This window comes from Cognatundibacterium rivi (genome assembly GCF_018139565.1).
Lineage (GTDB): Bacteria > Pseudomonadota > Gammaproteobacteria > Burkholderiales > Burkholderiaceae_D > Undibacterium > Undibacterium rivi.
In genome coordinates this window covers 853,495-879,727 of the sequence record NZ_JAGSPK010000001.1, presented here as the reverse complement: position 1 = coordinate 879,727, position 26,233 = coordinate 853,495, and the positions used below count along the sequence as shown (strand labels likewise).

At 51.4% G+C, this 26,233-nt stretch carries 26 protein-coding genes; 19 read left to right on the top strand and 7 right to left on the bottom strand.

What is annotated here, in order from left to right:
* Nucleotides 1–13 precede the first annotated feature (13 nt).
* Nucleotides 14–1,057 (bottom strand): phosphoribosylformylglycinamidine cyclo-ligase, encoded by a 1,044-nt coding sequence (gene purM / locus KDM87_RS03990; RefSeq protein WP_212677830.1) that lies wholly within the window; start codon nucleotides 1,055–1,057, stop codon nucleotides 14–16.
* A 154-nt stretch (nucleotides 1,058–1,211) separates the two neighbouring features.
* On the opposite strand from purM, the gene KDM87_RS03985 reads away from it, so the two are divergent.
* The 9 genes from KDM87_RS03985 to KDM87_RS03945 all read left to right on the top strand — a co-directional run bounded on the left by KDM87_RS03985 (nucleotide 1,212) and on the right by KDM87_RS03945 (nucleotide 8,185).
* Nucleotides 1,212–2,297, top strand: a complete 1,086-nt coding sequence (locus tag KDM87_RS03985) for an AI-2E family transporter (protein WP_212677957.1) — start codon at nucleotides 1,212–1,214, stop codon at nucleotides 2,295–2,297.
* Nucleotides 2,294–2,968: a DnaA regulatory inactivator Hda gene (hda, locus tag KDM87_RS03980; RefSeq protein ID WP_212677829.1), complete on the top strand. Its 675-nt coding sequence runs from the start codon at nucleotides 2,294–2,296 to the stop codon at nucleotides 2,966–2,968. The genes KDM87_RS03985 and hda overlap by 4 nt, the downstream gene beginning before the upstream one ends.
* 17 nt (nucleotides 2,969–2,985) lie before the next feature.
* Nucleotides 2,986–3,663 (top strand): histidinol-phosphatase, encoded by a 678-nt coding sequence (locus KDM87_RS03975; RefSeq protein WP_212677828.1) that lies wholly within the window; start codon nucleotides 2,986–2,988, stop codon nucleotides 3,661–3,663.
* Nucleotides 3,660–5,027 carry a polynucleotide adenylyltransferase PcnB gene (gene pcnB, locus KDM87_RS03970; RefSeq protein ID WP_200177995.1) on the top strand — a complete coding sequence of 456 codons (1,368 nt, stop codon included), beginning with the start codon at nucleotides 3,660–3,662 and terminating at the stop codon, nucleotides 5,025–5,027. Before KDM87_RS03975 ends, pcnB begins: the two co-directional genes overlap by 4 nt.
* Nucleotides 5,027–5,506, top strand: a complete 480-nt coding sequence (gene folK / locus KDM87_RS03965) for a 2-amino-4-hydroxy-6-hydroxymethyldihydropteridine diphosphokinase (RefSeq protein WP_212677956.1) — start codon at nucleotides 5,027–5,029, stop codon at nucleotides 5,504–5,506. The genes pcnB and folK overlap by 1 nt, the downstream gene beginning before the upstream one ends.
* Nucleotides 5,507–5,588: 82 nt before the next feature.
* Nucleotides 5,589–5,936 (top strand): DMT family protein, encoded by a 348-nt coding sequence (locus KDM87_RS03960; protein ID WP_212677827.1) that lies wholly within the window; start codon nucleotides 5,589–5,591, stop codon nucleotides 5,934–5,936.
* Nucleotides 5,937–5,999: 63 nt separating this feature from the next.
* Nucleotides 6,000–6,812 carry a 3-methyl-2-oxobutanoate hydroxymethyltransferase gene (gene panB, locus KDM87_RS03955; RefSeq protein WP_212677955.1) on the top strand — a complete coding sequence of 271 codons (813 nt, stop codon included), beginning with the start codon at nucleotides 6,000–6,002 and terminating at the stop codon, nucleotides 6,810–6,812.
* Nucleotides 6,813–6,821: 9 nt separating this feature from the next.
* Nucleotides 6,822–7,529 carry an ABC transporter permease gene (locus KDM87_RS03950; protein WP_212677826.1) on the top strand — a complete coding sequence of 236 codons (708 nt, stop codon included), beginning with the start codon at nucleotides 6,822–6,824 and terminating at the stop codon, nucleotides 7,527–7,529.
* A complete protein-coding gene (locus tag KDM87_RS03945; protein ID WP_212677825.1) occupies nucleotides 7,526–8,185 on the top strand; it encodes an ABC transporter ATP-binding protein in 660 nt (219 codons plus the stop codon). Before KDM87_RS03950 ends, KDM87_RS03945 begins: the two co-directional genes overlap by 4 nt.
* A 26-nt stretch (nucleotides 8,186–8,211) precedes the next feature.
* On the opposite strand, the gene KDM87_RS03940 is transcribed toward KDM87_RS03945, so the two are convergent.
* On the bottom strand, nucleotides 8,212–8,466 hold the full coding sequence (locus tag KDM87_RS03940) for a TIGR02450 family Trp-rich protein (protein WP_230407559.1): 255 nt from the start codon (nucleotides 8,464–8,466) through the stop codon (nucleotides 8,212–8,214).
* A 239-nt stretch (nucleotides 8,467–8,705) separates the two neighbouring features.
* On the opposite strand from KDM87_RS03940, the gene KDM87_RS03935 reads away from it, so the two are divergent.
* Nucleotides 8,706–10,892: an NHL repeat-containing protein gene (locus KDM87_RS03935; RefSeq protein ID WP_230407593.1), complete on the top strand. Its 2,187-nt coding sequence runs from the start codon at nucleotides 8,706–8,708 to the stop codon at nucleotides 10,890–10,892.
* Between the two features lie 14 nt (nucleotides 10,893–10,906).
* On the opposite strand, the gene can is transcribed toward KDM87_RS03935, so the two are convergent.
* The 5 genes from can to grpE all read right to left on the bottom strand — a co-directional run bounded on the left by can (nucleotide 10,907) and on the right by grpE (nucleotide 16,446).
* The gene (gene can / locus KDM87_RS03930) at nucleotides 10,907–11,575 is read right to left on the bottom strand and encodes a carbonate dehydratase (protein ID WP_212677823.1); all 669 of its coding nucleotides are present in this window, start codon (nucleotides 11,573–11,575) and stop codon (nucleotides 10,907–10,909) included.
* A gap of 117 nt (nucleotides 11,576–11,692) precedes the next feature.
* A complete protein-coding gene (locus KDM87_RS03925; RefSeq protein ID WP_212677822.1) occupies nucleotides 11,693–12,301 on the bottom strand; it encodes a chalcone isomerase family protein in 609 nt (202 codons plus the stop codon).
* A 288-nt stretch (nucleotides 12,302–12,589) separates the two neighbouring features.
* Nucleotides 12,590–13,708 (bottom strand): molecular chaperone DnaJ, encoded by a 1,119-nt coding sequence (gene dnaJ, locus KDM87_RS03920; RefSeq protein ID WP_186884888.1) that lies wholly within the window; start codon nucleotides 13,706–13,708, stop codon nucleotides 12,590–12,592.
* Between the two features lie 97 nt (nucleotides 13,709–13,805).
* A complete protein-coding gene (gene dnaK, locus KDM87_RS03915) occupies nucleotides 13,806–15,740 on the bottom strand; it encodes a molecular chaperone DnaK (protein WP_212677821.1) in 1,935 nt (644 codons plus the stop codon).
* A gap of 142 nt (nucleotides 15,741–15,882) precedes the next feature.
* Nucleotides 15,883–16,446: a nucleotide exchange factor GrpE gene (gene grpE / locus KDM87_RS03910; protein WP_212677820.1), complete on the bottom strand. Its 564-nt coding sequence runs from the start codon at nucleotides 16,444–16,446 to the stop codon at nucleotides 15,883–15,885.
* A 358-nt stretch (nucleotides 16,447–16,804) separates the two neighbouring features.
* Between grpE and rfbB the strand changes: the two genes are divergently transcribed.
* The 9 genes from rfbB to KDM87_RS03865 all read left to right on the top strand — a co-directional run bounded on the left by rfbB (nucleotide 16,805) and on the right by KDM87_RS03865 (nucleotide 26,074).
* Nucleotides 16,805–17,872: a dTDP-glucose 4,6-dehydratase gene (gene rfbB, locus KDM87_RS03905; protein WP_212677819.1), complete on the top strand. Its 1,068-nt coding sequence runs from the start codon at nucleotides 16,805–16,807 to the stop codon at nucleotides 17,870–17,872.
* Nucleotides 17,869–18,765: a glucose-1-phosphate thymidylyltransferase RfbA gene (rfbA, locus tag KDM87_RS03900; RefSeq protein WP_212677818.1), complete on the top strand. Its 897-nt coding sequence runs from the start codon at nucleotides 17,869–17,871 to the stop codon at nucleotides 18,763–18,765. The genes rfbB and rfbA overlap by 4 nt, the downstream gene beginning before the upstream one ends.
* Nucleotides 18,766–18,768: 3 nt before the next feature.
* Nucleotides 18,769–19,314: a dTDP-4-dehydrorhamnose 3,5-epimerase gene (gene rfbC, locus KDM87_RS03895; protein ID WP_186884883.1), complete on the top strand. Its 546-nt coding sequence runs from the start codon at nucleotides 18,769–18,771 to the stop codon at nucleotides 19,312–19,314.
* Entirely contained in the window at nucleotides 19,311–20,216 is a 906-nt protein-coding gene (rfbD, locus tag KDM87_RS03890; protein ID WP_212677817.1) for a dTDP-4-dehydrorhamnose reductase, read from the top strand. Before rfbC ends, rfbD begins: the two co-directional genes overlap by 4 nt.
* Before the next feature lie 149 nt (nucleotides 20,217–20,365).
* Nucleotides 20,366–21,151, top strand: coding sequence for a glycosyltransferase family protein (locus tag KDM87_RS03885; protein ID WP_212677816.1), 786 nt, complete (start codon nucleotides 20,366–20,368; stop codon nucleotides 21,149–21,151).
* Complete coding sequence (locus KDM87_RS03880) at nucleotides 21,117–22,103, top strand: UDP-glucose 4-epimerase family protein (protein WP_230407558.1); 987 nt, start codon at nucleotides 21,117–21,119, stop codon at nucleotides 22,101–22,103. The genes KDM87_RS03885 and KDM87_RS03880 overlap by 35 nt, the downstream gene beginning before the upstream one ends.
* Nucleotides 22,104–22,110: 7 nt before the next feature.
* On the top strand, nucleotides 22,111–22,671 hold the full coding sequence (locus tag KDM87_RS03875) for a sugar transferase (RefSeq protein ID WP_212677952.1): 561 nt from the start codon (nucleotides 22,111–22,113) through the stop codon (nucleotides 22,669–22,671).
* A 55-nt stretch (nucleotides 22,672–22,726) separates the two neighbouring features.
* The gene (locus tag KDM87_RS03870; RefSeq protein WP_230407557.1) at nucleotides 22,727–24,613 is read left to right on the top strand and encodes a polysaccharide biosynthesis protein; all 1,887 of its coding nucleotides are present in this window, start codon (nucleotides 22,727–22,729) and stop codon (nucleotides 24,611–24,613) included.
* Between the two features lie 84 nt (nucleotides 24,614–24,697).
* Nucleotides 24,698–26,074 (top strand): phosphomannomutase/phosphoglucomutase, encoded by a 1,377-nt coding sequence (locus tag KDM87_RS03865; RefSeq protein ID WP_212677815.1) that lies wholly within the window; start codon nucleotides 24,698–24,700, stop codon nucleotides 26,072–26,074.
* Nucleotides 26,075–26,233 lie beyond the last annotated feature (159 nt).

The following is a 26,233-nucleotide window of genomic DNA, read 5'->3' as shown; positions in this document are numbered from 1 at the left end:
GTAAGTTCTATGCTTAAACAACGATAGTCGGATGTTCATTGCCTTCGCGGGCACGGATTTCACCGATGCGATACACCGATTCGCCAGCGGCGCTCAGTTGTGCCATCGCGGCATCTGCATTTTCAGCAGACACAATCACCACCATGCCGATACCACAGTTGAATACGCGGTGCATTTCGGCATCTGCCACACCGCCGTGTTGTTGCAGCCATGTGAATAATGGCGGCAGAGTCCACGCATCTTTATGCAGGACCGCAGTCAGTTTGTCACCCAGCACGCGCGGTACATTCTCGACCAGACCACCGCCGGTAATATGCGCCATGCCTTTGACTTCCATCGCTTCCATCAGCGCCAGCAAAGGTTTGACGTAAATACGTGTCGGTGCCATCAGTGCATCGCCCAGGCTGCGTCCGTGGAAATCGGCATTCAGGTCAGGTTTTGCCACTTCAATGATTTTGCGCACCAGCGAAAAACCGTTGGAGTGAATACCGGAAGAAGCCAGACCCAGAATCACGTCACCCGGCTGAATTTTGCTGCCGTCGATGATTTTGGATTTTTCAACCGCACCGACCGCAAAACCAGCCAGATCGTATTCACCATCCGGATACATCGATGGCATTTCAGCAGTTTCACCACCGATCAGTGCGCAGCCAGCTTGTTCGCAACCGAAAGCCACGCCTTTGATGACGTCCGTGGCGGCCGCCACATCCAGCTTGCCGCAAGCGAAATAATCGAGGAAGAACAAAGGCTCAGCGCCCTGCACCAGAATATCGTTGACGCTCATCGCAACCAGATCGATACCGACCGTGTCATGCTTATTCAGATGAAATGCCAGTTTCAGCTTGGTGCCAACGCCATCGGTACCAGAAACCAGCACAGGCTCTTTGAATTTTTTGCTGACTTCAAACATCGCGCCAAAACCACCGATACCGGCCATGACGCCTTCGCGCATCGTGCGTTTTGCAAAAGGCTTGATCGCATCGACCAACGCGTCGCCAGCAACCATATCGACACCGGCGTCGGCGTAAGAGAGAGAAACAGGGGTAGAAGTGCTCATGATATTCGTCAGTAGGGGGCTTGAGGCGGTAAAATAGGAAAATTGCCAGAAAACTCCGGCAAAACCGCTATTTTAACAAAATGACTGCGTATTGACCTATTTTTGGGCGATACGTAACAAGCCGACAACTTATTTGCAAGCACACCATCTGAAAATGCCATTTTCTTTTTCGCCGGAACAAAAGCAATCCCTACTCTGGATCCTCGTCGGTGCAGCGTTTCTGCTATTGCTGTCGTTGCTTGGTCCGGTGTTAATGCCATTCATCGTCGCCGCCATCCTCGCGTATGTCCTCAACCCCTGGGTCGATAAACTGTGTGCGCTGCGATACAAAAATCTGCGTCTGCCGCGCACAGTAGCCGCCACACTGCTGATTATTTTCGTCATCGCTGCGGCGTTGGCAATGGTCTTGATTATTGTGCCCATTCTGCAAAAAGAAGCGCCGCAGTTGCAAGAACAGATACCGCGTTTTTTTGACAAGTTCGACCAAGTGATTTCGCCGTTTCTGGCGCATTACGGATTCACGATACGCCTCGACAGTACCGGGATTAAAGCCTTGCTGACCGAGCAAATGGCAGGCAGCGGCGACGTCATCGGCAAGGCAGTTTTATCATCGATACGCGTTGGCGGCACTGCCCTGCTCGGTCTGCTGGCGAATTTATTGCTGATTCCGATAGTGCTGTTTTATCTGTTGCTGGACTGGCACGCGCTGATCCACAGGATTGCGCATTTCATCCCGCGCCGCTGGGTGCATGGCGCGAATAATGCCGTGAATGAGGTTGACGATATTTTGGCGCAGTATTTGCGCGGACAAATTCTGGTCATGATCGTGCTCGCTGCCTACTACGCAATCGCGCTGAGCATTGCCCGTTTTGATCTGGCGCTGCCGGTCGGCATCATCACCGGCTTTCTGGTGTTTATTCCTTATCTCGGCTACGGCATAGGGCTGGCGCTTGCGCTGATCGGTGCGGTCTTACAGTTCAATGATCTGAGTGGCCTGATTTACGTCGGCATTATTTATGGCTTCGGACAATTTTTAGAATCGTTCATACTGACGCCGCGCCTGGTCGGTGAACGCATCGGTCTGCATCCGCTGACCGTGATTTTTGCGCTGATGGCGTTTGGCCAGTTATTTGGTTTCATCGGTATTCTGGTTGCGTTACCGGCGTCGGCAATCATCTCGGTTGCCGTCAAACATATACGCAGCTCTTACCTGAACAGTCCTTTTTATCGCCAGCCATGAGGCAACTTTTACTCGATCTGGATGCGCAAAAGCTGCCATCCCTTGCTACCTTTGTGGTCGGACAAAATGCCGAACTGGCGCAATTGCTGGGTTTATTCTCGCAGCGTATTGCAAGTCAGTATGGCGAACGCTCGGTCTATATCTGGGGCGAAGCCGGTGCCGGAAAAACCCATCTGCTGCATGCCCTCGCAGATCATCCCGGTTCCCGCTACATTCCCGCTAATGCGCCGGAAGAAGCATTTGATTTCAGCGATGAAGTCAGCCTCTACCTGCTCGACGATTGCGAACAATTGTCACCGCTAAACCAGATAGCGGCGTTCAATCTGTTTAATGAAGCCCGGGCGCGCGGCGGTTTTCTGGTGGCGGCGGGCAACCATCCGCCGATGATCTTGAATGTGCGCGATGATTTACGTACCCGCTTTGGCTGGGGGCTGATTTACCAGCTGCATGAACTCACCGACGAAGATAAGATCGATGCTCTGGAACGTGCAGCGCAGGCACGCGGCATCCAGTTATCGGCAGGCGTGTTACCCTATCTGATCACGCACTACCGACGCGACATGAGTTCATTAACCGCGATGCTGGATCAGCTCGATCACTATTCGCTGGTCACCAAGCGCCCAATTACCCTGCCGCTCCTGCGTGAACTGATGCTGCAACAACAGCCCTGAATCCGGAATACAACAGCATGCCCAATATTGCCTTATTTGATCTCGACCATACCCTGATTCCTATCGATTCCGATTACGAATGGGGCCAATTTTTATGCCGCGTCGGCGCGGTGGATGCCGAAGCATTTGCCAGGCGGAATGCCGATTTTTTTGCGCAATATCAGGCTGGCACTCTTGATCCGGTGGAGTATCTGGAATTTGCACTCGGTACGCTGGCGCAGTTTCCACGCCAGAAAATCGATGAGCTGCATCAGCAGTTCATGCACGAAGTCATACAGCCTGCTTTGTTACCGGCAGCGTTTGATTTACTGAAAAAGCATCAGGATCAGGAAGACCTGATCGCGATTATCACGGCAACCAATCGCTTTGTTACCGCCCCGATTGCACAGGCGCTGGGCGTATCGCATTTACTGGCGGCCGAGCCTGAGCTTGATGCCGCCAACAACATCACTGGTAAACTGCTGGGCGTGCCGACTTCGGGCGCTGGCAAAGTCATCCATTTACAGAACTGGTTAGCAAAACAAGAAAAACAACTCAGCGATTTTGGCAGCAGCCATTTTTATAGCGACTCCCACAACGATATCCCTTTACTCGAGGTCGTGACACATCCTGTCGCCACCAATCCGAATGCCAGATTGAGCGCACATGCGCTGGCAAAAGGATGGCCTCAAATCCAGCTGTTCGACAAACAATGATCAAGAAATTTATTCGCAAAATACTCGGCGTGAAAAGCGCCCCGGAAGCTACCGTAGCTGCCGTCAGCAATCGCAAACCGACCGTGCTGAGCGCGAAAGAGCATGGCATTAATCCGCAACTGGTGTCGGCGAATGCAATTCGCGTCACCCAGACCTTGCAGGACAATGGTTTCAAAGCATTTATCGTGGGCGGAGCCGTGCGCGATCTGCTGACGGGTGTAAAGCCGAAAGATTTTGACATCGCCACCAACGCCACGCCAGAACAAGTCAAACGCCTGTTCCGTCGCGCTTTTATCATCGGTCGCCGGTTTCAGATCGTGCACGTAATGTTCGGTCAGGATCTGCTTGAAGTCACGACTTTCCGCGGTCCATCAAATGACGCTGCACCAAAAGATGAACATGGCCGCGTGCTGCGCGACAATACCTTTGGCGAGCAGCATGAAGATGCGGCGCGACGCGATTTCACTATCAATTCGATGTACTACGATCCAGCCTCGCAAACGGTGCTGGATTACCACGGCGGCATCAAAGATATCCGTAAAAAAATCCTGCGTATTATCGGCGTACCTGAAGCACGCTACCGCGAAGACCCGGTGCGTATGCTGCGCGTGGTGCGCTTTGCGGCGAAATTGCAATTTACGATAGACCCGGCCACACAGGCACCGATCGCGGTGATGGCGCCGCTGATTAATAATGTACCGGCAGCACGCGTCTTCGATGAAATGCTGAAATTACTGACCAGCGGTCACGCCATGGCATGTCTGCAGGAACTGCGCAAAGAAGGCCTGCATCACGGCCTGATGCCTTTGCTGGACGTGGTGCTGGAACAACCTATGGGTGAGAAATTCATCACGCTTGCACTGGCGAATACCGATGAACGCATACAACAGGGCAAACGCGTTTCACCAAGTTTCCTGTTCGCCTCGCTGTTGTGGCATCAGGTGCTGGAGAAATGGGAAGCCTACAAAGCTGCTGGCGAATTTCCGATTCCGGCATTGCATCTGGCGGCCGATGATGTGCTGAATACGCAAACCGATGCACTCGCGATTCAACGCAAAATCGGCGCGGATATGCGTGATATCTGGGCGATGCAGCCGCGTTTTGAAAAGCGCGTCGGCAAAACGCCCTACAAAATGCTCGAACATCAGCGCATGCGGGCTGCCTATGATTTTCTGTTGCTACGTTGTGCCTCGGGCGAGATCGATGCCGAAATCGGTGAATGGTGGACAGCCTTCATCAATGGCGATGCCGATGAACGTGAGCGCCTGATTAACAGCAAACCGAAAGCACCGGCAGGTGCCAGTGCAGCGAAAAAGCGCAAGCCACGCCGCCGTGCGCCACGCAAGGCAGCAGCACAAGAATGATGCTGGCGTATATCGGTATCGGTGCGAATCTGGGCGATGCACAGGAGACGGTGCGACAAGCCATCGCCCGCCTTGGCCGGATTCCGGCGACGCAGTTGCAACGCGCTTCGTCGCTGTACAGCAGCGCACCGATTGACTCCAGCGGTGACGATTATGTGAACGCGGTGGCAGCCGTCACCACCAGCCTGAGCGCCGGCGATTTATTGCTGGCCTTGCAGGACATCGAGCAGGCATTTGGTCGTGAACGGCCATACCGGAATGCACCGCGCACGCTGGATCTGGATTTGTTGTTATATGCGGATCAGCAGATCGCGACCGAACAACTCAGCGTGCCGCATCCGCGCATGACGGAACGTGCATTTGTGCTGTTGCCGCTGCTGGAAATCGCGCCGGAAATCAACATCCCTGGCCACGGGTCAGCACAGACCTTTGTTACCGGAGTCGCTCAGCAGGCTATTTTCAGGTTACCAGCGAGCTAAATCGGCTTAAATATACTCCCCCCAGTATGTTTTAAGCCCCTTTAAAATCAAGGACATTAAGCCGTTTTTACGGGATACTCCCATGCAAATACCAGTTATCGTACAAACAACCGGCCTCCTGATCATGTCGAATGTGTTCATGACCATCGCCTGGTACGGTCATCTGAAGAATTTATCCAGCAAAAGCTGGTGGATCGCCGCGCTGATCAGCTGGAGCATTGCGCTGTTTGAATATCTGCTGCAAGTGCCGGCGAATCGTATCGGTTACACTCAGTACAGTCTGGCACAGCTCAAAATTTTGCAGGAAGCGCTGACGCTGATCGTGTTCGTGCCGTTTGCGATGTTTTATATGGGGCAACCGTTCAAACTCGATTACGTCTGGGCCGGCTTATGTCTGGTCGGCGCTGTTTATTTTATTTTCAGGAACTAGGACTTAAGCGCCTGATGACGCTGTCAGAGATAACAGATGACAGCCTTACCTTTGGAGAAACACATGGCGGAATATTTGCAGGACCGTAAAGCAGTCAGCATTCCCGGCTTAATGTCTATGCGTGAGCAAGGCAATAAGATCACGATGCTGACTTGCTACGATGCCAGCTTTGCGTCTTTGATGGACCGGTGCGGTGTCGAAATATTGTTGATCGGTGACTCGCTAGGCATGGTCTGTCAGGGACACCAATCGACCCTGCCAGTGACAATTGCGGACATTGCCTATCACACTGCCTCAGTCGCACGCGGCAATCAGAAAGCGCTGATCGTCGCCGACATGCCATTCGGCAGCTACGCAACGCCGGAAGCAGCGTATAACAATGCGGTGCCGCTGATACAGGCTGGCGCGCAGATGGTGAAAATTGAAGGCGGTACCTGGTTGCTGCCAGTCATCAAATTTCTGACTGAGCGCGCCATTCCGGTCTGCGCGCATCTGGGGCTGACACCACAATCGGTGCATCAGCTCGGCGGTTATAAAGTCCAGGGTAAAACCTCAGCGGCTGCCGATTTGCTCAAGGCGGAGTCACTCGCGGTGCAAGCCGCCGGTGCCAGCCTGCTGGTACTCGAAGCGATTCCTGCTGCGCTCGGCAAAGAAGTCACCGACTCGCTGACGATACCAACCATCGGTATCGGCGCTGGTGCGGATTGTTCCGGTCAGGTGCTGGTGATGCATGATTTACTCGGCGTTTTCCCTGGCCGTAAAGCACGTTTTGTGAAAAATTTCATGGAAGGTCAGACCAGCATTGACGCCGCAGTGACGGCATATGTCGCGGCAGTGAAAGATCAGTCTTTCCCCGGACCGGAACACTGCTTCTGATCGGTAACGATGAATATCAGCATCGCGATTCAGGACGCGTTTTCCCTCTTGTTCAGCGGCGACGAAACGCTGTGGAATATTGTCTGGGTCTCGCTCAAAACTTCGCTGGTCGGTTTAGCCTTTGCAACGCCACCGGCGCTGCTGCTCGGCTATACCATTGCCAGTCACGCATTTCCCGGCCGCCGTATCGCGATCTGGCTGGTGCAGGCCGCCCTCTCGCTGCCAACGGTGCTGATCGGTTTATTACTGTATCTGCTGTTAAGCCGGCAGGGCTTGCTCGGCTCATGGCAATGGTTGTTCAGCCAGACGGGCATCATTGCCGGGCAAGCCGTGATTGCATTTCCAGTCCTGACGGCATTTACCCTGAGCGCGGTGCAATCGGCCGACCCGCGGCTGGCGGAAACCGCGATCACGCTGGGCGCGAATCGCCGCCAGGTGATGTGGACGGTGTTGCATGAAGTGCGTTTCGGCGTCATGGCAGCGCTGATCAATGGCTTTGGGCGGGTGTTATCCGAGGTCGGTTGCGCCATGATGGTCGGCGGCAATATCGCCGGTGAAACCCGCACCATCACAACAGCCATCGCCCTCGAAACCAGTAAAGGTGAATTTGCGCAGGGCATTGCGCTCGGCATGGTCTTGATCGCACTGGCACTGGTCATGAATGCGGCGCTGATGCTGTTGCAAGGTGACACCCGGAATGCGGAGCAACTGCAATGAGCACGCTGTTACAAGTACGCGGTTTACGTAAATCATTCGGGCAGCGACACCTGCTCGACATCGCCGAAATCAACATCGAACAATCACGCGCTTACGTGCTGACGGGTATGAACGGCAGCGGCAAAAGCACACTATTACGCATCTTGTCCGGGCTGGAATCGGCGCAGACAGACGAAATAAAGTACCTAGACAATGCAACGACTTTCTCGCCTTATCCGCGCCACTTACGTAACGATATCGTCTACGTACACCAACACCCTGTGATGTTTTCCGGCACAGTCGCCGAAAACATCGCCTACGGTTTGCGTTTAAGAAAAGCAGAAAATATCGAAAAACAAGCCGCACTCGCGATGTGCTGGGCTGGCATATTGCATCTCAGTGATCACGATGCACGACATTTATCCGGCGGTGAAAAACAAAGAGTAGCGCTGGCGCGTGCCAAAGTGCTGGAGCCACGTTTGCTGTTGCTGGACGAGCCGACCGCTAATCTGGACGGCGAAGCACGTGAACAGGTGATCGCCCTGATCCCGACGCTGACGCAGGCCGGTAGCAGTGTCGTGGTGGTGTGTCATGACCGCGAGCTGATCGCCCTGCCCGACATGCACAGACTGAAATTACGCGACGGTAAACTGGAACTCCGCACCACCGCCGCATAAACAAGCAGTCAGCGTCTGCGTCAATTTCAGTGCCAGCCCCGTTTCCACAGACGTTCATCCTGTAACTCGCGCCACGGAATCTGACGCACTGCTTTGCTCGCTGTTTTGCTATACACCGCTTCAATTTCGACCATTTCCGGCAAGGCATCAGACGGCGCGCCTGGCTCAGGCAGAATCACTTTGCTGACAATGAAATGCTTTTGCTTTGCGACGACTTGTACCGCCGTCCATTTCGACAGTAAAAGCTTGTTTGGTTGCACACTGATTTTCATTGTCTTCATCTCATTTCGCCGCAATAAGGTATTCATTTCAGATGCCCCAGATAACATGCGCCTGCTGGCACGAAAAGCAGCCAGAAGCCAACACTGATGCTGATCTTGGTTGTACGCTACTTACAAAATCAGACTGCATTCTGGCATGAATTTCCGCCTGCCGCTGTCAGCACCGCATGGCTGGTGATCTGCAGGTAAATACGTTAAGCTGCGACACTCATCTCCCCGTATTGGAATCTCAGGTGGCAATGCATTTCCCGAAACCGGCACTGATCACAACGCTGGTGATTACGCTGGTAACTACGCTGCTGCTTGGCAGCGCCGCTTACTTTTTTTCACCATCCTCCGGCAACCAGCACAGTGATAGCCTGATAGCAGACATCGGCAAAAAACTGAGGGGCAAGCCGCGACTGCAACCAACGTCCACGGACTGGCATCCGCATGTATTACGTTTCGCGGGCGATGGCACTGCAGGGAAACGTGACGGCGCGGCATTGCAGGCCCGTTTTGCAGATCCTTTCGGCATAGTGCAGGATCAGCAAGGCAATCTGTATGTGACGGATGCCGCCGATAATAATGTGATACGCCGTATCACCGCCGATGGTCAGGTCAGCATCTACGCCGGGGGAAAGGAAGGTTTCGCCGATGGCGAACGTATGCAGGCAGCATTCAATACACCGTCCGGCATCGCCATCGACAAACAGGGCAATCTGTATGTCGCCGATACAGGCAATCACGCGATACGCAAAATCTCGGTTCAGGGACAAGTCACGACTTTGGCTGGCAACGGGCAAGCGGGTGATCGTGATGGTGATGGCACTTCGGCGCAACTGAATGCACCTCTGGCCGTCGCCGTCGACGCCGATGGCAATGTTTATGTCGCCGATACCTATAACGATAAAATTCGCCGCATATCGACCGACGGCAAAGTCAGCACCATCGCTGGCGGTAAGCAAAATGGCTTGCTGGATGGCGCTGCCAGCGATGCCTTATTCGATACACCGTCTGGCATTGCACTTAATTCACATAATGATCTGATCATTGCCGATACCCGCAATAACGCGATTCGCAAGCTGACGACAGCGGGGATTGTCAGCACCTTGCAGCAATCCGCCAGCAACGACAAAAATGCGCTGATGCGACGCCCGGTCGGGCTGGCAGTCACACATGACGATCATGTTTATATCGGTGAAAGTGGCGAAGGCAGGATTTTGCATCTGACACCGGACGGCTTGCTCAGAGGCGTCACAGGCATCGATGTTGATTTTGTCGCCGGTGATGAACAGGTTTTACGACTATCTTCACCGACCGGTTTGCTGGTGACAGCGACTGGTGACATCATGATCGCAGATTCGGGCACGACTTCGATTTACCATCTAACGTCAGCGCCGCCAACGACGCCGGAACAAAGCAAATTCCCGCTGACCCGCCCGGACCTGCAAACGATGTTTGCCGGCCAGACTTTTCCGTGGCCCATCAAACCATTCCAAACAGCACACGAAGTGGTTGGCACAATGGGAGAAGTGCGAGGAAAAACGGATGGTGAAGCGCGCGATCATTTTCATAGCGGGCTGGATATACAAGGCAATCTCGGCGCGACCGTATATGCCGTTGCCGACGAAAAGGTGCGTCATCCTGTCACTGCGTGGGGATATGGCACGCTGAATGAAGGAATCAATATCGATCATTTTTCTTACATCCACATGAAAGCAGGACCCGACCGCGACAACCTGCTGATCGATGTCCGGCGCTTTCAGATCTTAAATGATATGCAGGGAAAGCCAACTGCAGTAAGAATTCCGCGCGGCACAAAATTCAAAACCGGCGATGCTTTAGGCAGCATCAACCGCATGTACCATGTTCATCTGAATTACAGCCTCGGTAGCGGCGAAATCAATCCCTTAGCTTTGCCTTTCCCCGGCTTTAAAGATGAAACAGAACCAGTGATTGAGTCGATGCAAATCACCGACGATCAGGGCAAACCATTGAAACAGAAACAGGATAATCGCCTCCTCATCCCGCGCCAGAGCCCGCCATTGAATCTGCTTGTCGATGCCTATGATCAGAGCGATGACAATCTGTCGCGCAGGCGACTGGGCTTGTACAAGATAGGCTATCAATTCCTGCATGCGAATGGCACAGCCGTCGCCGGTTATGAGCAGGCTGTGGTAACGATAGAATTTAATCAGTTGCCGCCTGATCGCTCATCCGTCAAAGTCGCCTATGCAGAGGGCAGTGGCATTACCGTGCATGGCAACGCGAAAACCCGCTTTTTGTATCAGGCCAGTAATGTGGTGCGTGATGGCTACGCCAGAAATGCTCACCTGCCTTTAGATAAACTGGCTGCCGGTGATTATGTTCTGCGGATTTTTGCTGCGGACTATGCTGGCAATGTGGCCATATCTGGACGCGATCTGGCCATCAGAATTGAATGAACGAAATACGTTGTTTATTCCTGATACCGGGTCAAACTCGCGGCAAACTGGGTGGCGAGCATTTCCGGTGAACTGACCGCCATTCCCAGTGGATTTAATAAGCCATCCTGAATCCCGTAGACCCAACCGTGCACAGTCAATGTCTGACCGCGTTCCCACGCATCCTGAATCACGGTGGTCTGGCACAGGTTGACGACTTGCTCGATCACGTTCAGTTCACACAAACGGTCTGCACGCTGTTTTGTGTTCAGTGTCTCACCAAGATAGCGTTCATGCTTCTGGTGCACATCCTGCACGTGGCGCAGCCAGTTATCGGCCAGACCGACACGCCGTCCGGTCATCGCGGCATGTACGCCTGAGCAACCATAATGACCACAAATGATAATGTGTTTGACGCCCAGAATATCGACCGCGAACTGCAGCACGGAGAGGCAATTTAAATCTGAATGAACGACAACGTTAGCGATATTTCTGTGGACAAACAACTCACCAGGTAAGAGTCCCAGTAACTCATTGGCAGGGACGCGGCTGTCAGAGCAGCCTATCCAGAGATATTCAGGATTTTGCTGGGCTGCGAGTTTTTTAAAAAAATCAGCATCGCGGTTGGAGATTGCCTGCGCCCATTGACGATTATTTTCAAATAACTGTTCCGGAGTTAATTCGGCACGATTTTTCTCGGTCATCATCCTGTCCTGATATTGAAAACAGGCGTGATTCTAACCTTTATGCAGGTAAGCTGCATAAACAGAAAAAGCCGTACCCGGGCAGGTACGGCTTTTTCTGTTTCAAATCAAGGCAAATTAACGATACATACTTCTGTCGTCAGGCTCTGCCAGCATCGCTTTCTTCAAGCCGCTGTCAACGGGTTTTTCACCTAACCAGATGCGCAACAATGCGTTGTTAAATCCAATGTCAGGGTAAGGTTCACCCATTTTTTTTCCATTTAAATACACCACGGTACCAACGCCGGGAACCCAGTCGTTCACCATGACATCCCCTTTTTTCAATTCAGGAACGGATGCAAACAACTCGCCGAAACGGAGAAACTGCGAAGTGAATTTCACTTTTTCTGCTTTGTCTGTATTTTGTTGTATACCTTGCATAAAGCCGCGGCCAAAATCTTCGTTACTGAGATCGCGCAGCATCACGATCGTGACCCGACGCGGTCCTTGCGAGGCAAGGACTTCAGGTACGGTATTTTTCTTGTCTTTGAGATACAGACCTGCTGCGTACACTTTGAAAATAGCTTTGTAGCGGATCCCTGCGCCATTCAATTTCAGATCGGTGTTTGCGACATGTACCGTATCTTCAAATTTGGCACCTGCTATATCTACGGTACCGGCATTTGCTGTACTGAGCAGGGTCAGACCCAGCCCGGCTAACCAACATTTATATTGATTCCAACGCATTTTTGTCTCCTGTTGATATTTTATTGATTCCAGATTGATCAGGCTTGGCAGATGAGATGCTGTCGCTGATAAATCCGGGTACCGCTACTTATAATGTAGTTTTTATATTGGCTCTTTAGCTTAACCGATTCAGACGCGTATCGTCAGCGCTGATTTTGGAGTCTGCTCTCTAATTTTGCAGCAAATTTATCTGCCTGATGCCTGCTTTAAAATACCATCGTCCGTCAACACAGGTAGTCAACGTGAAAAAGCCCCGTTCAACATCAACGGGGCTTTTCTTTAGCAAAATTATTCAAAGAATTTTTTTACTTTATCCATCCAGGTTTTACTTTGGGGGTTGTGCTTCGCCCCGCCTTCTACCGTCAACTGCTCAAAATCTTTTAACAGCTGCTTTTGCTTTTCGGTCAGCTTGACTGGCGTTTCTATCACAACGTGACAGAACAAGTCGCCGGCATAACCCGAACGCACGCCCTTCACGCCTTTGCTGCGCAAACGGAAAGTTTTACCTGACTGTGTTCCTTCCGGTACAGTGAACGATGCTTTGCCACTCAGCGTCGGTACCTCAATCTCACCGCCCAGAGCCGCTTTCACAAAGGAAATTGGAATCTCGCAATGCAAATCATCGCCTTCGCGCTGGAACACTGGATGCTGCTTGATATGTATCTCTACATACAAATCACCCGGAGGCCCGCCGTTGACGCCAGGCTCACCGTTACCCGATGAACGGATACGCATGCCATCGTCTATCCCCGCCGGAATTTTAACTTCCAGGGTTTTATTGCGCTTGATGCGACCAACACCTGAGCAAGCGGTACATGGATCAGGAATCATTTTCCCTGTGCCATGACACTTAGGACAAGCTTGCTGGATACTGAACAAACCTTGCTGCATCCGTACCTGACCGTGGCCGCCACAAGTAGTACACGTTACCGGTGACGTACCGGGTTTTGCGCCCGAGCCGTGGCAAGTGTCGCACTCATCCCAGCTAGGCACACGTATCGTCGTATCAAACCCGTTCGCGGCCTGCTCGAGTGTGATTTCAAGGTTGTATCGCAAATCAGCACCGCGATACACCTGCGGACCCGCACTACGACGACCACCGCCGAAAATATCACCAAAAATATCGCCGAACGCATCCGCAAAACCACCTGCACCGCCACCACCACCGCCACCCATATTCGGATCAACACCGGCATGACCGTAACGGTCGTAGGCATCCCGTTTCTGGCTGTCGGAAAGCATCTCGTAAGCCTCTTTGGCTTCCTTGAATTTCTCTTCGGCAGACTTATTGTCCGGATTACGATCCGGATGGTACTTCATCGCCAGCTTGCGATAAGCCTTTTTAATTTCGTCTTCTGAAGCGTTTTTACCGACGCCGAGAATTTCATAAAAATCACGCTTCGCCATCTCTTGTTAACCTCTGTATTAAGCGCAAACGCCGGGCCAGCAACGCAAGCGCGAGCCACCCGGCGAGTGATGACGGGCAAGCCCGTCAGACTGGGGATTACTTATTGTCTTTTACTTCTTTAAAGTCGGCATCGACAACATCGTCATCTTTCGCTTTTGCATCAGCGTCCGCAGTACCACCCGCTGCACCTGCTGCAGCTTGCTGTGCCTGCATATCCGCATAGACTTTTTCGCCCAGTTTCTGAGCTGCAGTCGTCAAAGCGCCAAGCTTAGTATCGATCTCAACTTTGTCGCCGGTTTTCAACACATCTTCCAACTCTTTGATCGCAGCTTCGATTTTTTCTTTCTCGCTTGCGTCCAGTTTGTCGCCATGTTCAGCCAGCGCTTTTTTGGTTGAGTGCACCAATGCATCCCCCTGATTGCGGGACTCAGCCAGTTCTTTGACCTTTTTGTCTTCTTCCGCGTTCAGCTCAGCATCTTTCACCATTTTCTGAATTTCTTCTTCAGTCAAACCGGAGTTTGCCTTAATAGTGATTTTGTTTTCCTTACCGGTTGCTTTGTCTTTCGCACCCACGTGCAAAATACCGTTCGCATCGATATCGAACGTGACTTCAATTTGTGGCGTGCCACGTGCTGCTGGTGGAATACCTTCCAGATTGAATTCGCCCAGACCTTTATTACCGGCAGCGATCTCACGTTCACCCTGGAACACTTTGATCGTCACCGCTGGCTGGTTATCATCAGCGGTTGAAAACACTTGACTGAACTTGGTCGGGATCGTCGTGTTTTTCTGAATCATCTTGGTCATCACGCCGCCCAGAGTTTCGATACCCAGAGACAATGGTGTCACATCCAGCAACAACAGATCTTTACGATCGCCAGACAATACGGAACCCTGAATTGCTGCGCCGACCGCAACTGCTTCGTCCGGATTCACGTCTTTACGTGGTTCTTTACCGAAGAACTCTTTGACCAGTTCCTGAACCTTAGGCATACGGGTCATACCGCCAACCAGAATGATGTCATCGATATCAGATACTTTAACGCCAGCATCTTTAATCGCCAGACGGCAAGGTTCTATAGTTTTCTTAACCAGCTCTTCGACCAGCGCTTCCAATTTGGCGCGCGTGATTTTCAAGTTCAGATGCACCGGTGCGCCATTCGCCATCGCGATATATGGCTCATTGATTTCAGTTTGCTGTGCGCTTGACAGTTCAATTTTTGCGCGTTCAGCAGAAGCCTTGATACGTTGCAAAGCGATAGGGTCTTTCGACAAATCCAGACCGTTGATCGTTTTAAATTCAGTGATGATGTAATCAATGATGCGTTGATCAAAATCTTCACCACCGAGGAAAGTATCGCCGTTCGTCGACAACACTTCAAACTGCATTTCGCCATCAACGTCTGCAATTTCAATAATGGAAACGTCGAAAGTACCGCCACCAAGGTCATACACAGCAATCTTACGATCGCCTTTTTCTTTTTTATCGAGGCCAAACGCCAATGCCGCTGCGGTTGGTTCATTGATGATGCGTTTCACATCCAGACCAGCGATACGACCAGCATCTTTCGTTGCCTGACGTTGTGCATCGTTGAAGTAAGCAGGAACGGTAATAACTGCTTCTGTCACTTCTTCACCGAGATAGTCCTCGGCGGTCTTTTTCATTTTGCGCAAAACTTCAGCGGAAATCTGTGGTGGCGCTAATTTTTTATCGCGCACAGAAACCCAAGCATCACCATTGTCTGCTTTGGAAATCGTGTAAGGCATCAGGCTGATGTCTTTTTGTACTTCTTTTTCTTCAAATTTACGACCGATCAGACGTTTGACCGCAAATAAAGTGTTTTTCGGATTCGTTACTGCCTGACGTTTTGCAGAGGCGCCGACCAGAATCTCGCCGTCTTCCTGATACGCGATAATCGATGGTGTCGTGCGCGCACCTTCTGCATTTTCAATCACTTTTGGCTGGCCGCCTTCCATGATTGCAACGCAAGAGTTGGTTGTACCCAAATCAATACCAATCATTTTTCCCATGATATTTCCCTTAGAATGTAGATTTTATTTGTCAATGTTGGTGAGTCGGTCTGAATTTAGCAGCAAAACCAACTCGTCTGTTCCGGATATAAGGTAAAAAACCCGCTTTTCAAGCGTTTTATGCGGTTTTTTTACGTTTTTCTTACTTTCCTTGCGCAACAGTCACTAAAGCCGGACGCAAAAGACGATCCGCAATCGTGTAGCCTTTTTGCAGTACGGTCACGATAGTGTTGGCCTCTTGTTCTGCCGGAACCATAGAGACAGCCTGATGTTTGGTCGGATCAAGTTTTTCCGCCTGAGCCGGGTTCACTTCCAGCAAGCGATTTTTTTCAAATGCAGAATTCAATTGCTTCAGCGTAATTTCCACGCCTTCTTTTAAAGAATCAATGGATGGCGTTTCCACTTTCAAGGCCATTTCCAGGCTATCTTTGACGGGCACCATCGCTTCCGCAAAACCTTCAATCGCAAATTTATGTGCTTTCGCGATATCTTCCTGCGCACGGCGGCGGATATTTTCACCATCAGCTTTGGCGCGCATAAAAGCATCCTGCAATTCAGCAACCCGCGCTTCTAACTCAGCAATTTTGGCTACAGCGTCATCCGCAGAGGCATTTTGCGGCTCTACAACAGCCTCTGCCGCTGTAATTTCAGCATTCTCAACTGTCGTAGCAGGGTTTTCAGCCTGATAATTTTCTTGTTCTTGCATCCTGTTTCTCCATTCAAATACACATTACACCCGTAAATAGGGCTGATTCTGATTATTTCAAGGGATACCTGATACCGCAAATCGACGATGCACATCGCAAACGGCAATGTCCGCATACGAATATATATACATCAGTAGAAAATCAAAACCCAGGTAGCCTGATCAGCAAAATGAAAGCTTGAAATGCGGACAGACATGAAATAAACACGATTTCCAACATGTCAAAACTGCATTAATGCAAATAATTGTTACCAAACTTACAGCGTTAAATCATCACAAAATAGAACGACTTCGGGCTTATCTCAAGTAAAATCGCGGGTTGGGTATTAAAAATAAGCGGTTCAGACAGGGGTTAGTTATGATTTTCGTCACAGGCGGCGCGGGATTTATCGGCGCTAATTTTGTATTAAGTTGGCTGGCACAATCTGATGAGACTGTGCTCAATTATGACAAACTGACTTATGCTGGCAATTTAAACAATCTTACAAGCTTACGTCACGATAACCGGCATATTTTCGTTCAGGGTGACATCTGCGACGGCGACAAACTGACAGCCTTGTTTGCAGAGCATAAGCCACGTGCGATCGTGCATTTTGCGGCAGAAAGCCACGTAGATCGCTCGATTCATGGTCCGGCAGCGTTCGTCACAACCAATGTTAACGGTACTTTCAGCCTGTTAGAGGCAGCGCGTGCCTACTGGAATTCACTCGAAGCTCAGGAAAAAACGGACTTCCGTTTCCTGCATGTATCAACCGATGAAGTGTATGGAACGCTGGGTTCGGAAGATCCGCCATTCAGCGAAACAACAGCTTACGCGCCGAACAGCCCGTATTCCGCATCGAAAGCAGCTTCCGATCATCTGGTTCGGGCTTATCACCATACTTATGGCATGCCAGTCTTAACGACGAACTGCTCAAATAACTATGGCCCTTATCATTTCCCGGAAAAACTGATTCCACTGATTATTACCAACGCCCGAGCAGGTAAAGACTTGCCGGTATATGGCGATGGTCAGCAAGTGCGTGACTGGTTGTTTGTGACAGATCATTGTGCGGCAATCCGCCGCGTCCTTGAAGATGGGCGCCTGGGCGAAACCTACAACGTCGGCGGCTGGAACGAACAGACCAATCTCAGCGTTGTTCATACGATTTGCGATTTATTGGACGAATTGCAACCCAAAGCGCAAGGCAGTTACCGCGATCAGATTAAACACATCACCGACCGCCCAGGGCACGATCGTCGCTACGCTATTGATGCACGCAAAATCGAACGTGAACTTGGCTGGAAACCAGCTGAAACTTTTACGACTGGTCTGCGCAAAACAGTGGAATGGTATCTCGCCAATGATGCATGGGTCGAGCAGGTACAATCCGGCGATTATATGAAGTGGGTTGATCTGCAATACAGTAACAAGGAACAAGCATGAGTTTTACATCCAGTACCCGCAAAGGCATTATTCTGGCCGGTGGTTCCGGTACACGCCTTTACCCGGTCACACAGGCAATCTCCAAACAATTGCTGCCGGTATACGACAAACCAATGATTTATTACCCGCTGACATCGCTGATGCTGGCAGGTATCCGTGACATCCTGATTATCTCGACACCGCAAGATACACCACGTTTTTCTGAATTGCTCGGTGACGGCTCGCAATGGGGCATCAACCTGCAATATGCGGTGCAACCGTCACCTGACGGTCTGGCGCAAGCATTTATTATTGGTAAAGAATTTATCGGTAATTCTCCTTCCGCGCTGATTCTGGGTGACAACATCTATTACGGTCACGATTTCGAACCGCAATTACGCAGAGCCGACGCCAGAAATCAGGGCGCAACCGTGTTTGCTTACCACGTGCATGATCCTGAACGCTATGGCGTGGTTGATTTTGATGCGAACAAACAAGCTCTCAGCATCGAGGAAAAACCAGTAAAACCGAAGTCGAATTACGCAGTAACCGGCCTGTATTTTTATGATCAGCAAGTCTGCGACATCGCCGCCAATATCAAACCGTCGCCACGTGGTGAACTTGAAATTACCGATGTCAACAACGTTTATCTGAAACAAGGTGAACTCAACGTGGAACTGATGGGGCGAGGCATGGCATGGCTCGATACCGGCACTCACGAATCCTTGCTGGAAGCAGGTCAGTTTGTTGCGACGATAGAAAAGCGTCAAGGCTTGAAAGTCGCCTGCCCTGAAGAAATCGCCTTCCGCCGCAACTACATCAGCGCCGCGCAGCTCGAAACGCTGGCGCAGCCGCTGAAAAAAAATGAGTATGGCCGTTATCTGTTGCAACTCTTAGAGAAAAAGACGTTTTAAACCATGAAAGCTATTCCTACCAATCTGCCGGAAGTCATGATCATAGAACCGAAAGTATTCGGTGACGAACGCGGTTTTTTCTTCGAGAGCTTCAATGCAAAAAAATTTGCTGAGCTGACGGGTGTCGACGTTGAATTTGTTCAGGACAACCATTCACTTTCCGCAAAAAATATCCTGCGTGGTCTGCACTATCAGATCAAACAGGCACAGGGAAAACTGGTGCGCGTCGTGACCGGCGAAGTGTTTGATGTGGCTGTTGATATCCGCAAGAGCTCACCACGCTTCGGTCAGTGGACCGGCGTCGTTCTGTCTGCAGAAAATCAGCGTCAGCTCTGGATTCCGCCTGGCTTTGCACATGGTTTCGTTGTGCTCAGCGATAAAGCAGAATTTCTCTATAAAACCACGGATTACTGGGCACCGGAATACGAGCGCTCTTTGCAATGGAATGATCCTGCAATTGGTATTGAATGGCCGATTCAGGGTGAGCCGGTGATGTCTGCTAAAGATCAGCAAGGAAAACTGCTCGCTGATGCCGAGGTATTTGAATGAAAATTTTATTGACCGGCGTCACCGGACAGCTGGGCCATACTTTGCAGCAGCAACTCAGTGCCCAGCATGAGGTGATCGCCCCTGATCGCAGTGCGCTCGATTTAAGCGATGCGGCCGCGATTACTGCATATGTTGATGCGATACAGCCAAATCTGATGATCAACCCGGCCGCCTATACAGCGGTCGATAAAGCAGAATCAGAAGCTGGGTTGGCAGCAGCAATCAATGTGGCAGCGCCAGCAGCTTTTGCGGCGGCGGCAAAAAGACACAATATTGGCCTGATACATTATTCGACAGATTATGTCTTTGACGGCAGTCTTCGCGATGCCCAGGCCGGTTTAAAAAGTTATACAGAAACAGAAGCCACTCATCCACTGAATGTGTATGGCGCAACGAAACTGGCAGGTGAGCAAGCCATTATCGCCAGTGGCTGCCGCCACCTGATTTTCCGCACCAGCTGGGTCTATTCGCGCTTCGGTAAAAATTTCCTGCTGACGATGTTACGGCTGGCAAATGAACGTGACGAACTTCGTATCGTCAACGATCAGTGGGGTGCGCCCACATCGGCGAAAGCCATCAGCGATGCCACTTGTCAAATTCTGGCGCAACTGCTGGCCGCACCGGACAGCGCACAATGGTGGTCGCAATATCAGGGCTTATATAATCTGACGACCACCGGACACACAAGCTGGTGTGGCTTTACCGAAGAAATTCTGCGTCAGGCGGCTGGCCGTGGTTTGCTGAACAAGCCGGCACCCGTCGTGCATGGAATTCCTGCCAGCGAATATCCGACACCAGCAACAAGACCGGTTAATTCCTGTCTGAATACCGATAAAATCAGCCGCACTTTCGGATTGACGCTGCCATCGTGGCAAACGGCGTTGACGGATAGTCTGGCATAGATACTGATAAGGAATAGTTCATCGCGGGCAAAGCGAATGCTGTTACTCTGTACGCCAGTAATCGCATACGCCGCGCTCCGTGACAGCACAGTAAAGCAGATACCAGTAAGCATGTCCTCACACCCAAATATGAATGGAATCGTTCACTTATGATTCATGTTGCCATCATCAGTCATGGACATGAAGATCTGCTGATCTCCACCCGGCTGGGCGGATTACTCGGCCAGCATGACGATATCCATCTGTGGCTGAAAGATAATCTGCCATCTGAAAAATTAAAAGATTACTGTCATCAGAACGGCGTTTCTTATACCGATGCCTCTGCCGGGATGGGTTTCGGTGCGAATAATAATTTTCTGTTCCGGCAAATACAAAATAGTGTCGGTTTCCGCGCGGGTGACATATTCGTCGTCATGAATCCGGATATTTCCATCACACCGGATACGCTCAGACAACTGGTTGATGAGATGAAGCGCGATCAGTTTCCGCTGGCAACCCTGAATCTGTTTAAAGATGAAAATCACCTCAGGACCGACGCGAATATCCGCCTGTTCCCGGATTTTCTTTCGCCTTTGCGCATGGCGATCATACGCTCGCTGACGCAGTCCTACGATAAAGAAAAAATCACAGCGCCGTTTCATGCAGACTGGGCTTCGGGCGCATTTTTAGCGTTCGATGCGCGGCATTACGAAGCGCTGCAGGGTTTCGATGATCGCTATTTTATGTATTTTGAAGATGTCGATCTTTGCTACCGCTCGTATCTGATGCTGGGAAAAGGCGTGCGTTATTACCCGCAACTGCGAGCGATCCATTTTGCGGCCCATAAAAACCGCAGTCTGTTATCACCGCACGCGAATTGGTTTATCCGCAGTTTTCTGAAATTTTTATCGCGCAAATATTTTGTCTATCCACGTCGCACAAGTGGTGCACGCTGATATGGCTCAGCGTATTCTCATTACCGGTGCGAGTGGCTTTGTCGGACAGGCAGTCGCCAGATATTTTCTTGCACAAAATCGCCCACTGATTTGCCCAAGCCGTCAGCCACTCAGCTATCAATCACCGCTGATGGCAAATCCGCTGGTTCAGCAACTGACGCCTGATCTCGACTGGACTGTTCATTTGCATGAGGTTGACGCGGTCATACATTGCGCGGCCCGTGTGCATGTGATGCACGAGTCCGCGGCTGATCCGCTGGCCTTGTTCCGTCGCGTCAACGTTGATGCCACATTGGCGCTGGCCAGACAAGCGGCGGCGGCAGGCGTGCGCCAGTTCATTTTTATCAGTTCCGTCAAAGTCAACGGTGAGCTGACGCAGACGGGTAAACCGTTCTGCGAACAAGATGCGCCTCTTGCCGAAGATCCGTATGGTATATCGAAGTGCGAAGCAGAAATTGCCCTGTTGCAGCTGGGTGAGCAAACCGGTATGGCAGTAACGATCATCCGGCCACCGCTGATCTATGGGCCGGGCGTGAAAGCGAATTTTTTAAGCATGCTGCGCTGGGTCAAAAAAGGTATACCGCTGCCGCTGGCAAGCACCAGAAACAAACGCAGCTTTGTTTATCTCGGCAATCTGATCAGCCTGATCGATACCTGCCTGCATCACCCAAATGCGGGGCAAGAAATTTTTCTGGTCTCCGACGGTCAGGATTTATCGACCGCTGAGTTATTGCAGGCGTGTGCCAAAGCCATGCAGGTACCGTCACGCTTGCTGCCGTGTCCACCATCTTTACTCACGTTGGCAGCCACGCTGCTCGGAAAAAAAACGGTTGCTGATCGCCTCTGTTTATCATTGCAAGTCGATATCACTAAAGCAAAAACCTTACTTGGCTGGACTCCGCCCTATACTGTGGAACAGGGACTGGCCGCTACCGTGACACAATTACCATAACACTATGTTGAAACGTTGCTTTGACCTGTTGCTCGCTGTATGTGCCTCACTTATTTTGCTATTGCCCGTACTGATCACCGCCTTGTGCGTGAAGCTGACTTCGCGCGGCCCTGCCGTTTACTGGTCGGATCGTGTTGGCAGGAATAACGTCATTTTCAAGATGCCGAAATTCCGCAGCATGCGCATAGACACACCGGCTGTCGCCACGCACTTGTTGAGTAACCCGGATCAGTATCTGACGCCGATAGGTTCGTTTCTCAGAAAATCCAGTCTGGATGAATTGCCGCAACTGTGGAGTATCCTGAACGGCGATATGAGTTTCGTAGGCCCGCGCCCGGCGCTGTACAATCAGCATGATCTGATTGCCTTACGTACTGAAAAAAACGTCCATACGATTCCTCCCGGGTTAACTGGCTGGGCGCAAGTTAATGGTCGTGATGAATTACCGATTCCGGTGAAAGTGGAGCTCGATGCCTATTACCTGCAACATCAGTCATTTCTGCTGGATATGCGCATACTGCTGATGACTTTTTTCAAGGTATTGCGTCGCGACGGCATCACGCATTAGGACCACGCTTATGCTGCAAACACTACTCCATCTCCCCCGCCTGCAGAAGCAAATCATGGCCGCTGCGCTTGATGCGCTGTGTCTGCCGCTGATCTTCATCCTGGCGATCTGGTTACGTTACGATGGTTTTAACGCCGAGTTATTCCGGCATTATTTCTGGTTGATTTGTTCTATCCCTTTTGTCTCCATCCCGATTTTTATTCGTATCGGTCTGTATCGTGCTGTCATTCGATTTATTGATCAGAAAATTATCAGCGTGATCTTTATCGGAGCCAGCACATCCGTTCTGCTGCTGGCCTTCATCGGCGTGATGCTGCATATCATGCCAATTTCGCGCGCGATCTTCGGCTTTTTCTGGGCAGGTTCTATCCTGTATCTGGGCGCCAGCCGTTTTCTCGCACGCAGCTGGTTTCTGCGCGCCGATATGGCAGACAACGTGATTCATGTCTGCATTTACGGCGCAGGGAAAGCCGGGGCGCAACTCGCTACGGCATTGCGGGCTGGCGGTGAACATATCTGCGTCGCGTTTATTGATGACAATGAAAAAAAACACCGCTCAACGATCGCTGGTATACAGATTTACAGCCCGGCAGAAATTGATGCGCTGGTCGGTAAACTCGGTATCAAGCAGATTCTGCTGGCGATACCGTCAGCCAGCAAAACCCGACAAAAACAGATATTGAATCAGCTCGAACATCTGAAACTGAAAATTAAAGTCACTCCTTCTATACAAAGCCTGGTCAATGGTGAACTGCGTGTTCAGGATGTGCGCGATGTTGAAATTGAAGATTTGCTGGGGCGTGATCAGGTTGAACCGGACAGCCGCTTACTGAGTATCTGCATCACCGGCAAACATGTGTTGGTCACCGGCGCGGGCGGCTCTATTGGTTCAGAACTATGCCGCCAGATTCTGCGTCAGCGCCCAAAAAAACTGGTGTTACTGGAAATGTCCGAATACGCTTTATATGCGATCGAACATGAATTGCTGTCGCTACGCGCACAGCTTCATCTTGATGTCGAGATACTGCCGTTTCTCGGTACTGTGCTTGATACTGCCAAGCTCGACAGAATTTTTGCAGCCTGCAGCATTGATACGCTGTATCACGCTGCGGCTTACAAACATGTGCCGCTGGTCGAACACAATCCGGTCGAAGGCATACGGAATAACGTGTTCGGCACGCTGGCGGTCGCGCAAGCGGCGATCCTGGCGAAAGTGGCTAACTTTGTGCTGATTTCCACCGACAAAGCGGTGCGCCCGACAAACGTCATGGGCACCAGCAAACGGCTCGCAGAATTAATTTTGCAAGCGTTTTCGCACGGTCAGCACAGCACGCGTTTTTGTATGGTGCGCTTTGGCAATGTACTGGGCTCGTCGGGTTCCGTCGTGCCTCTGTTTCGCAAACAGATCATGGCAGGCGGCCCGATCACGTTGACGCACCCTGACATCACGCGCTATTTCATGACCATTCCGGAAGCGGCGCAACTGGTATTGCAGGCAGGTGCCATGGGCGAAGGCGGCGATGTCTTTGTGCTGGATATGGGTGAACCGGTACGCATTATCGATCTGGCGCGGCGCATGGTGCATCTGAGCGGGCTGGAGGTAAAATCAGAAAGCACGCCGCAGGGAACGATAGAGATACAGCACGTCGGCCTGCGCCCTGGTGAAAAACTGTACGAAGAATTGCTGATCGGTGACAACGTTGAAGGTACCAGCCACCCGCTGATTATGCGCGCGCAGGAAAATGAAATTCCCTGGGAGCAATTAAACCTGGCGCTGACCGCGCTTGAGCAGGCCTGCACCGCATTTGACTATGAACAAATACGTACGCTGTTGTTAAAAACGGTGGCAGAATACCAGCCGCAATGCGGTATCGAAGATCTGATCTGGCAGGCATCTCATGCCGCCGCAGACAACGTGAGCGGCGCCAAAGTTCTGCATTAAGTTCTGCATTAAGTTCTGTATTTAATCTGTATTGAAGCAATTTTTCTCATTCCATCATCACCTCTTTTGATCAGCAAGGTTGTTATGTCCCTACTCTCTCCCAGTATTTTCAAGGCGTACGATATCCGCGGCATTATTGGCAAAACACTTGATGCCGATGTTGCTTACCTGATTGGTCAGGCCTTCGGTAGCGCCGCCGTTGCCAAGGGTGAAAAAACGGTAGTGATTGGTCGTGATGGCCGCTTGTCCGGCCCCGATCTGATCACCGCACTCGCCAAAGGTTTGCAAGCGACCGGCGTCGATGTGATCGACCTCGGCGTGGTTGTCACACCGATGGTGTACTTCGGTACCAATGTGCTCGGTGCGGCATCCGGCATCATGGTGACCGGCAGCCATAATCCGCCGGATTACAATGGTTTCAAAATGGTGCTCGCTGGGGAAGCGATTTATGGCGATGCGATTCTGGCTCTGTATCAGACCATACTGAAAAGAGAATTTGCACAGGGCAGCGGCAGCTACCGTACCCACGATATCAGAGCGGCCTATCTTGAGCGCATTATCGGCGACGTTAAACTGGCGCGCCCGATCAAAATCGCGGTCGATTGCGGTAACGGTGTGGCCGGTGCGTTTGCGGCCGATCTGTATCGCGGCATGGGTTGCGAAGTGATCGAATTATTCTGCGAAGTCGATGGCACATTCCCGAATCATCATCCTGATCCGGCGCATGCTGAAAATCTGCAGGATTTAATTCATTGTCTGCAAACGACCGATGCCGAAATCGGACTGGCCTTTGACGGCGACGGTGACCGCCTCGGTGTCGTGACGAAAGACGGTCAGATCATTTACCCTGACCGCCAGTTGATGCTGTTTGCCGAAGATGTGCTGACCCGTAATCCTGGCGCACAGATTCTGTATGACGTGAAATGCACGCGCCATATCGCACCGTGGGTCAAAGCGCGCGGCGGTGTACCGCTGATGTGGAAAACCGGGCACTCGCTGGTGAAAGCAAAATTGCGTGAAACCGGCTCACCGCTGGGCGGAGAAATGAGCGGGCATATTTTCTTCAAAGACCGCTGGTATGGTTTTGATGACGGCTTGTACGCCGGTGCCCGTTTGCTGGAAATTCTGAGCCGCGTCGCGGACATGACCGCAACCCTGAATGACTTGCCGCAATCAGCATCAACACCGGAGCTGCAGTTGAAATTAGCCGAGGGCGAGAATTTCACACTCATCGCCGCAATGCAGGCGAATGCCAGCTTCCCGGGTTCCGATGAAATCATCACGATTGATGGTCTGCGGGTCGAATATCCGGACGGTTTCGGTCTGGCACGCTCTTCGAATACGACACCGGTGATCGTGATGCGTTTTGAAGCGGAAACACCAGCCGCGCTGGCGCGCATACAGGCGGCGATGAAGCAGGCGGTGCTCGCAGTCAAACCTGACGCTGCGCTGCCGTTTTAAAGCGCTTGCTGCTTCACTGCTCTGAGCATGAGTAGTGAAGGTAAAAAAGACCGCCCAAATGCCTCAAATATACTCCCCCCAGTATTTTCTACAGCCCAATGTTGATAAGGACATGAAGGCAGAAATACTAAAAATGGGGGGGAGTATATGAAAAATGCA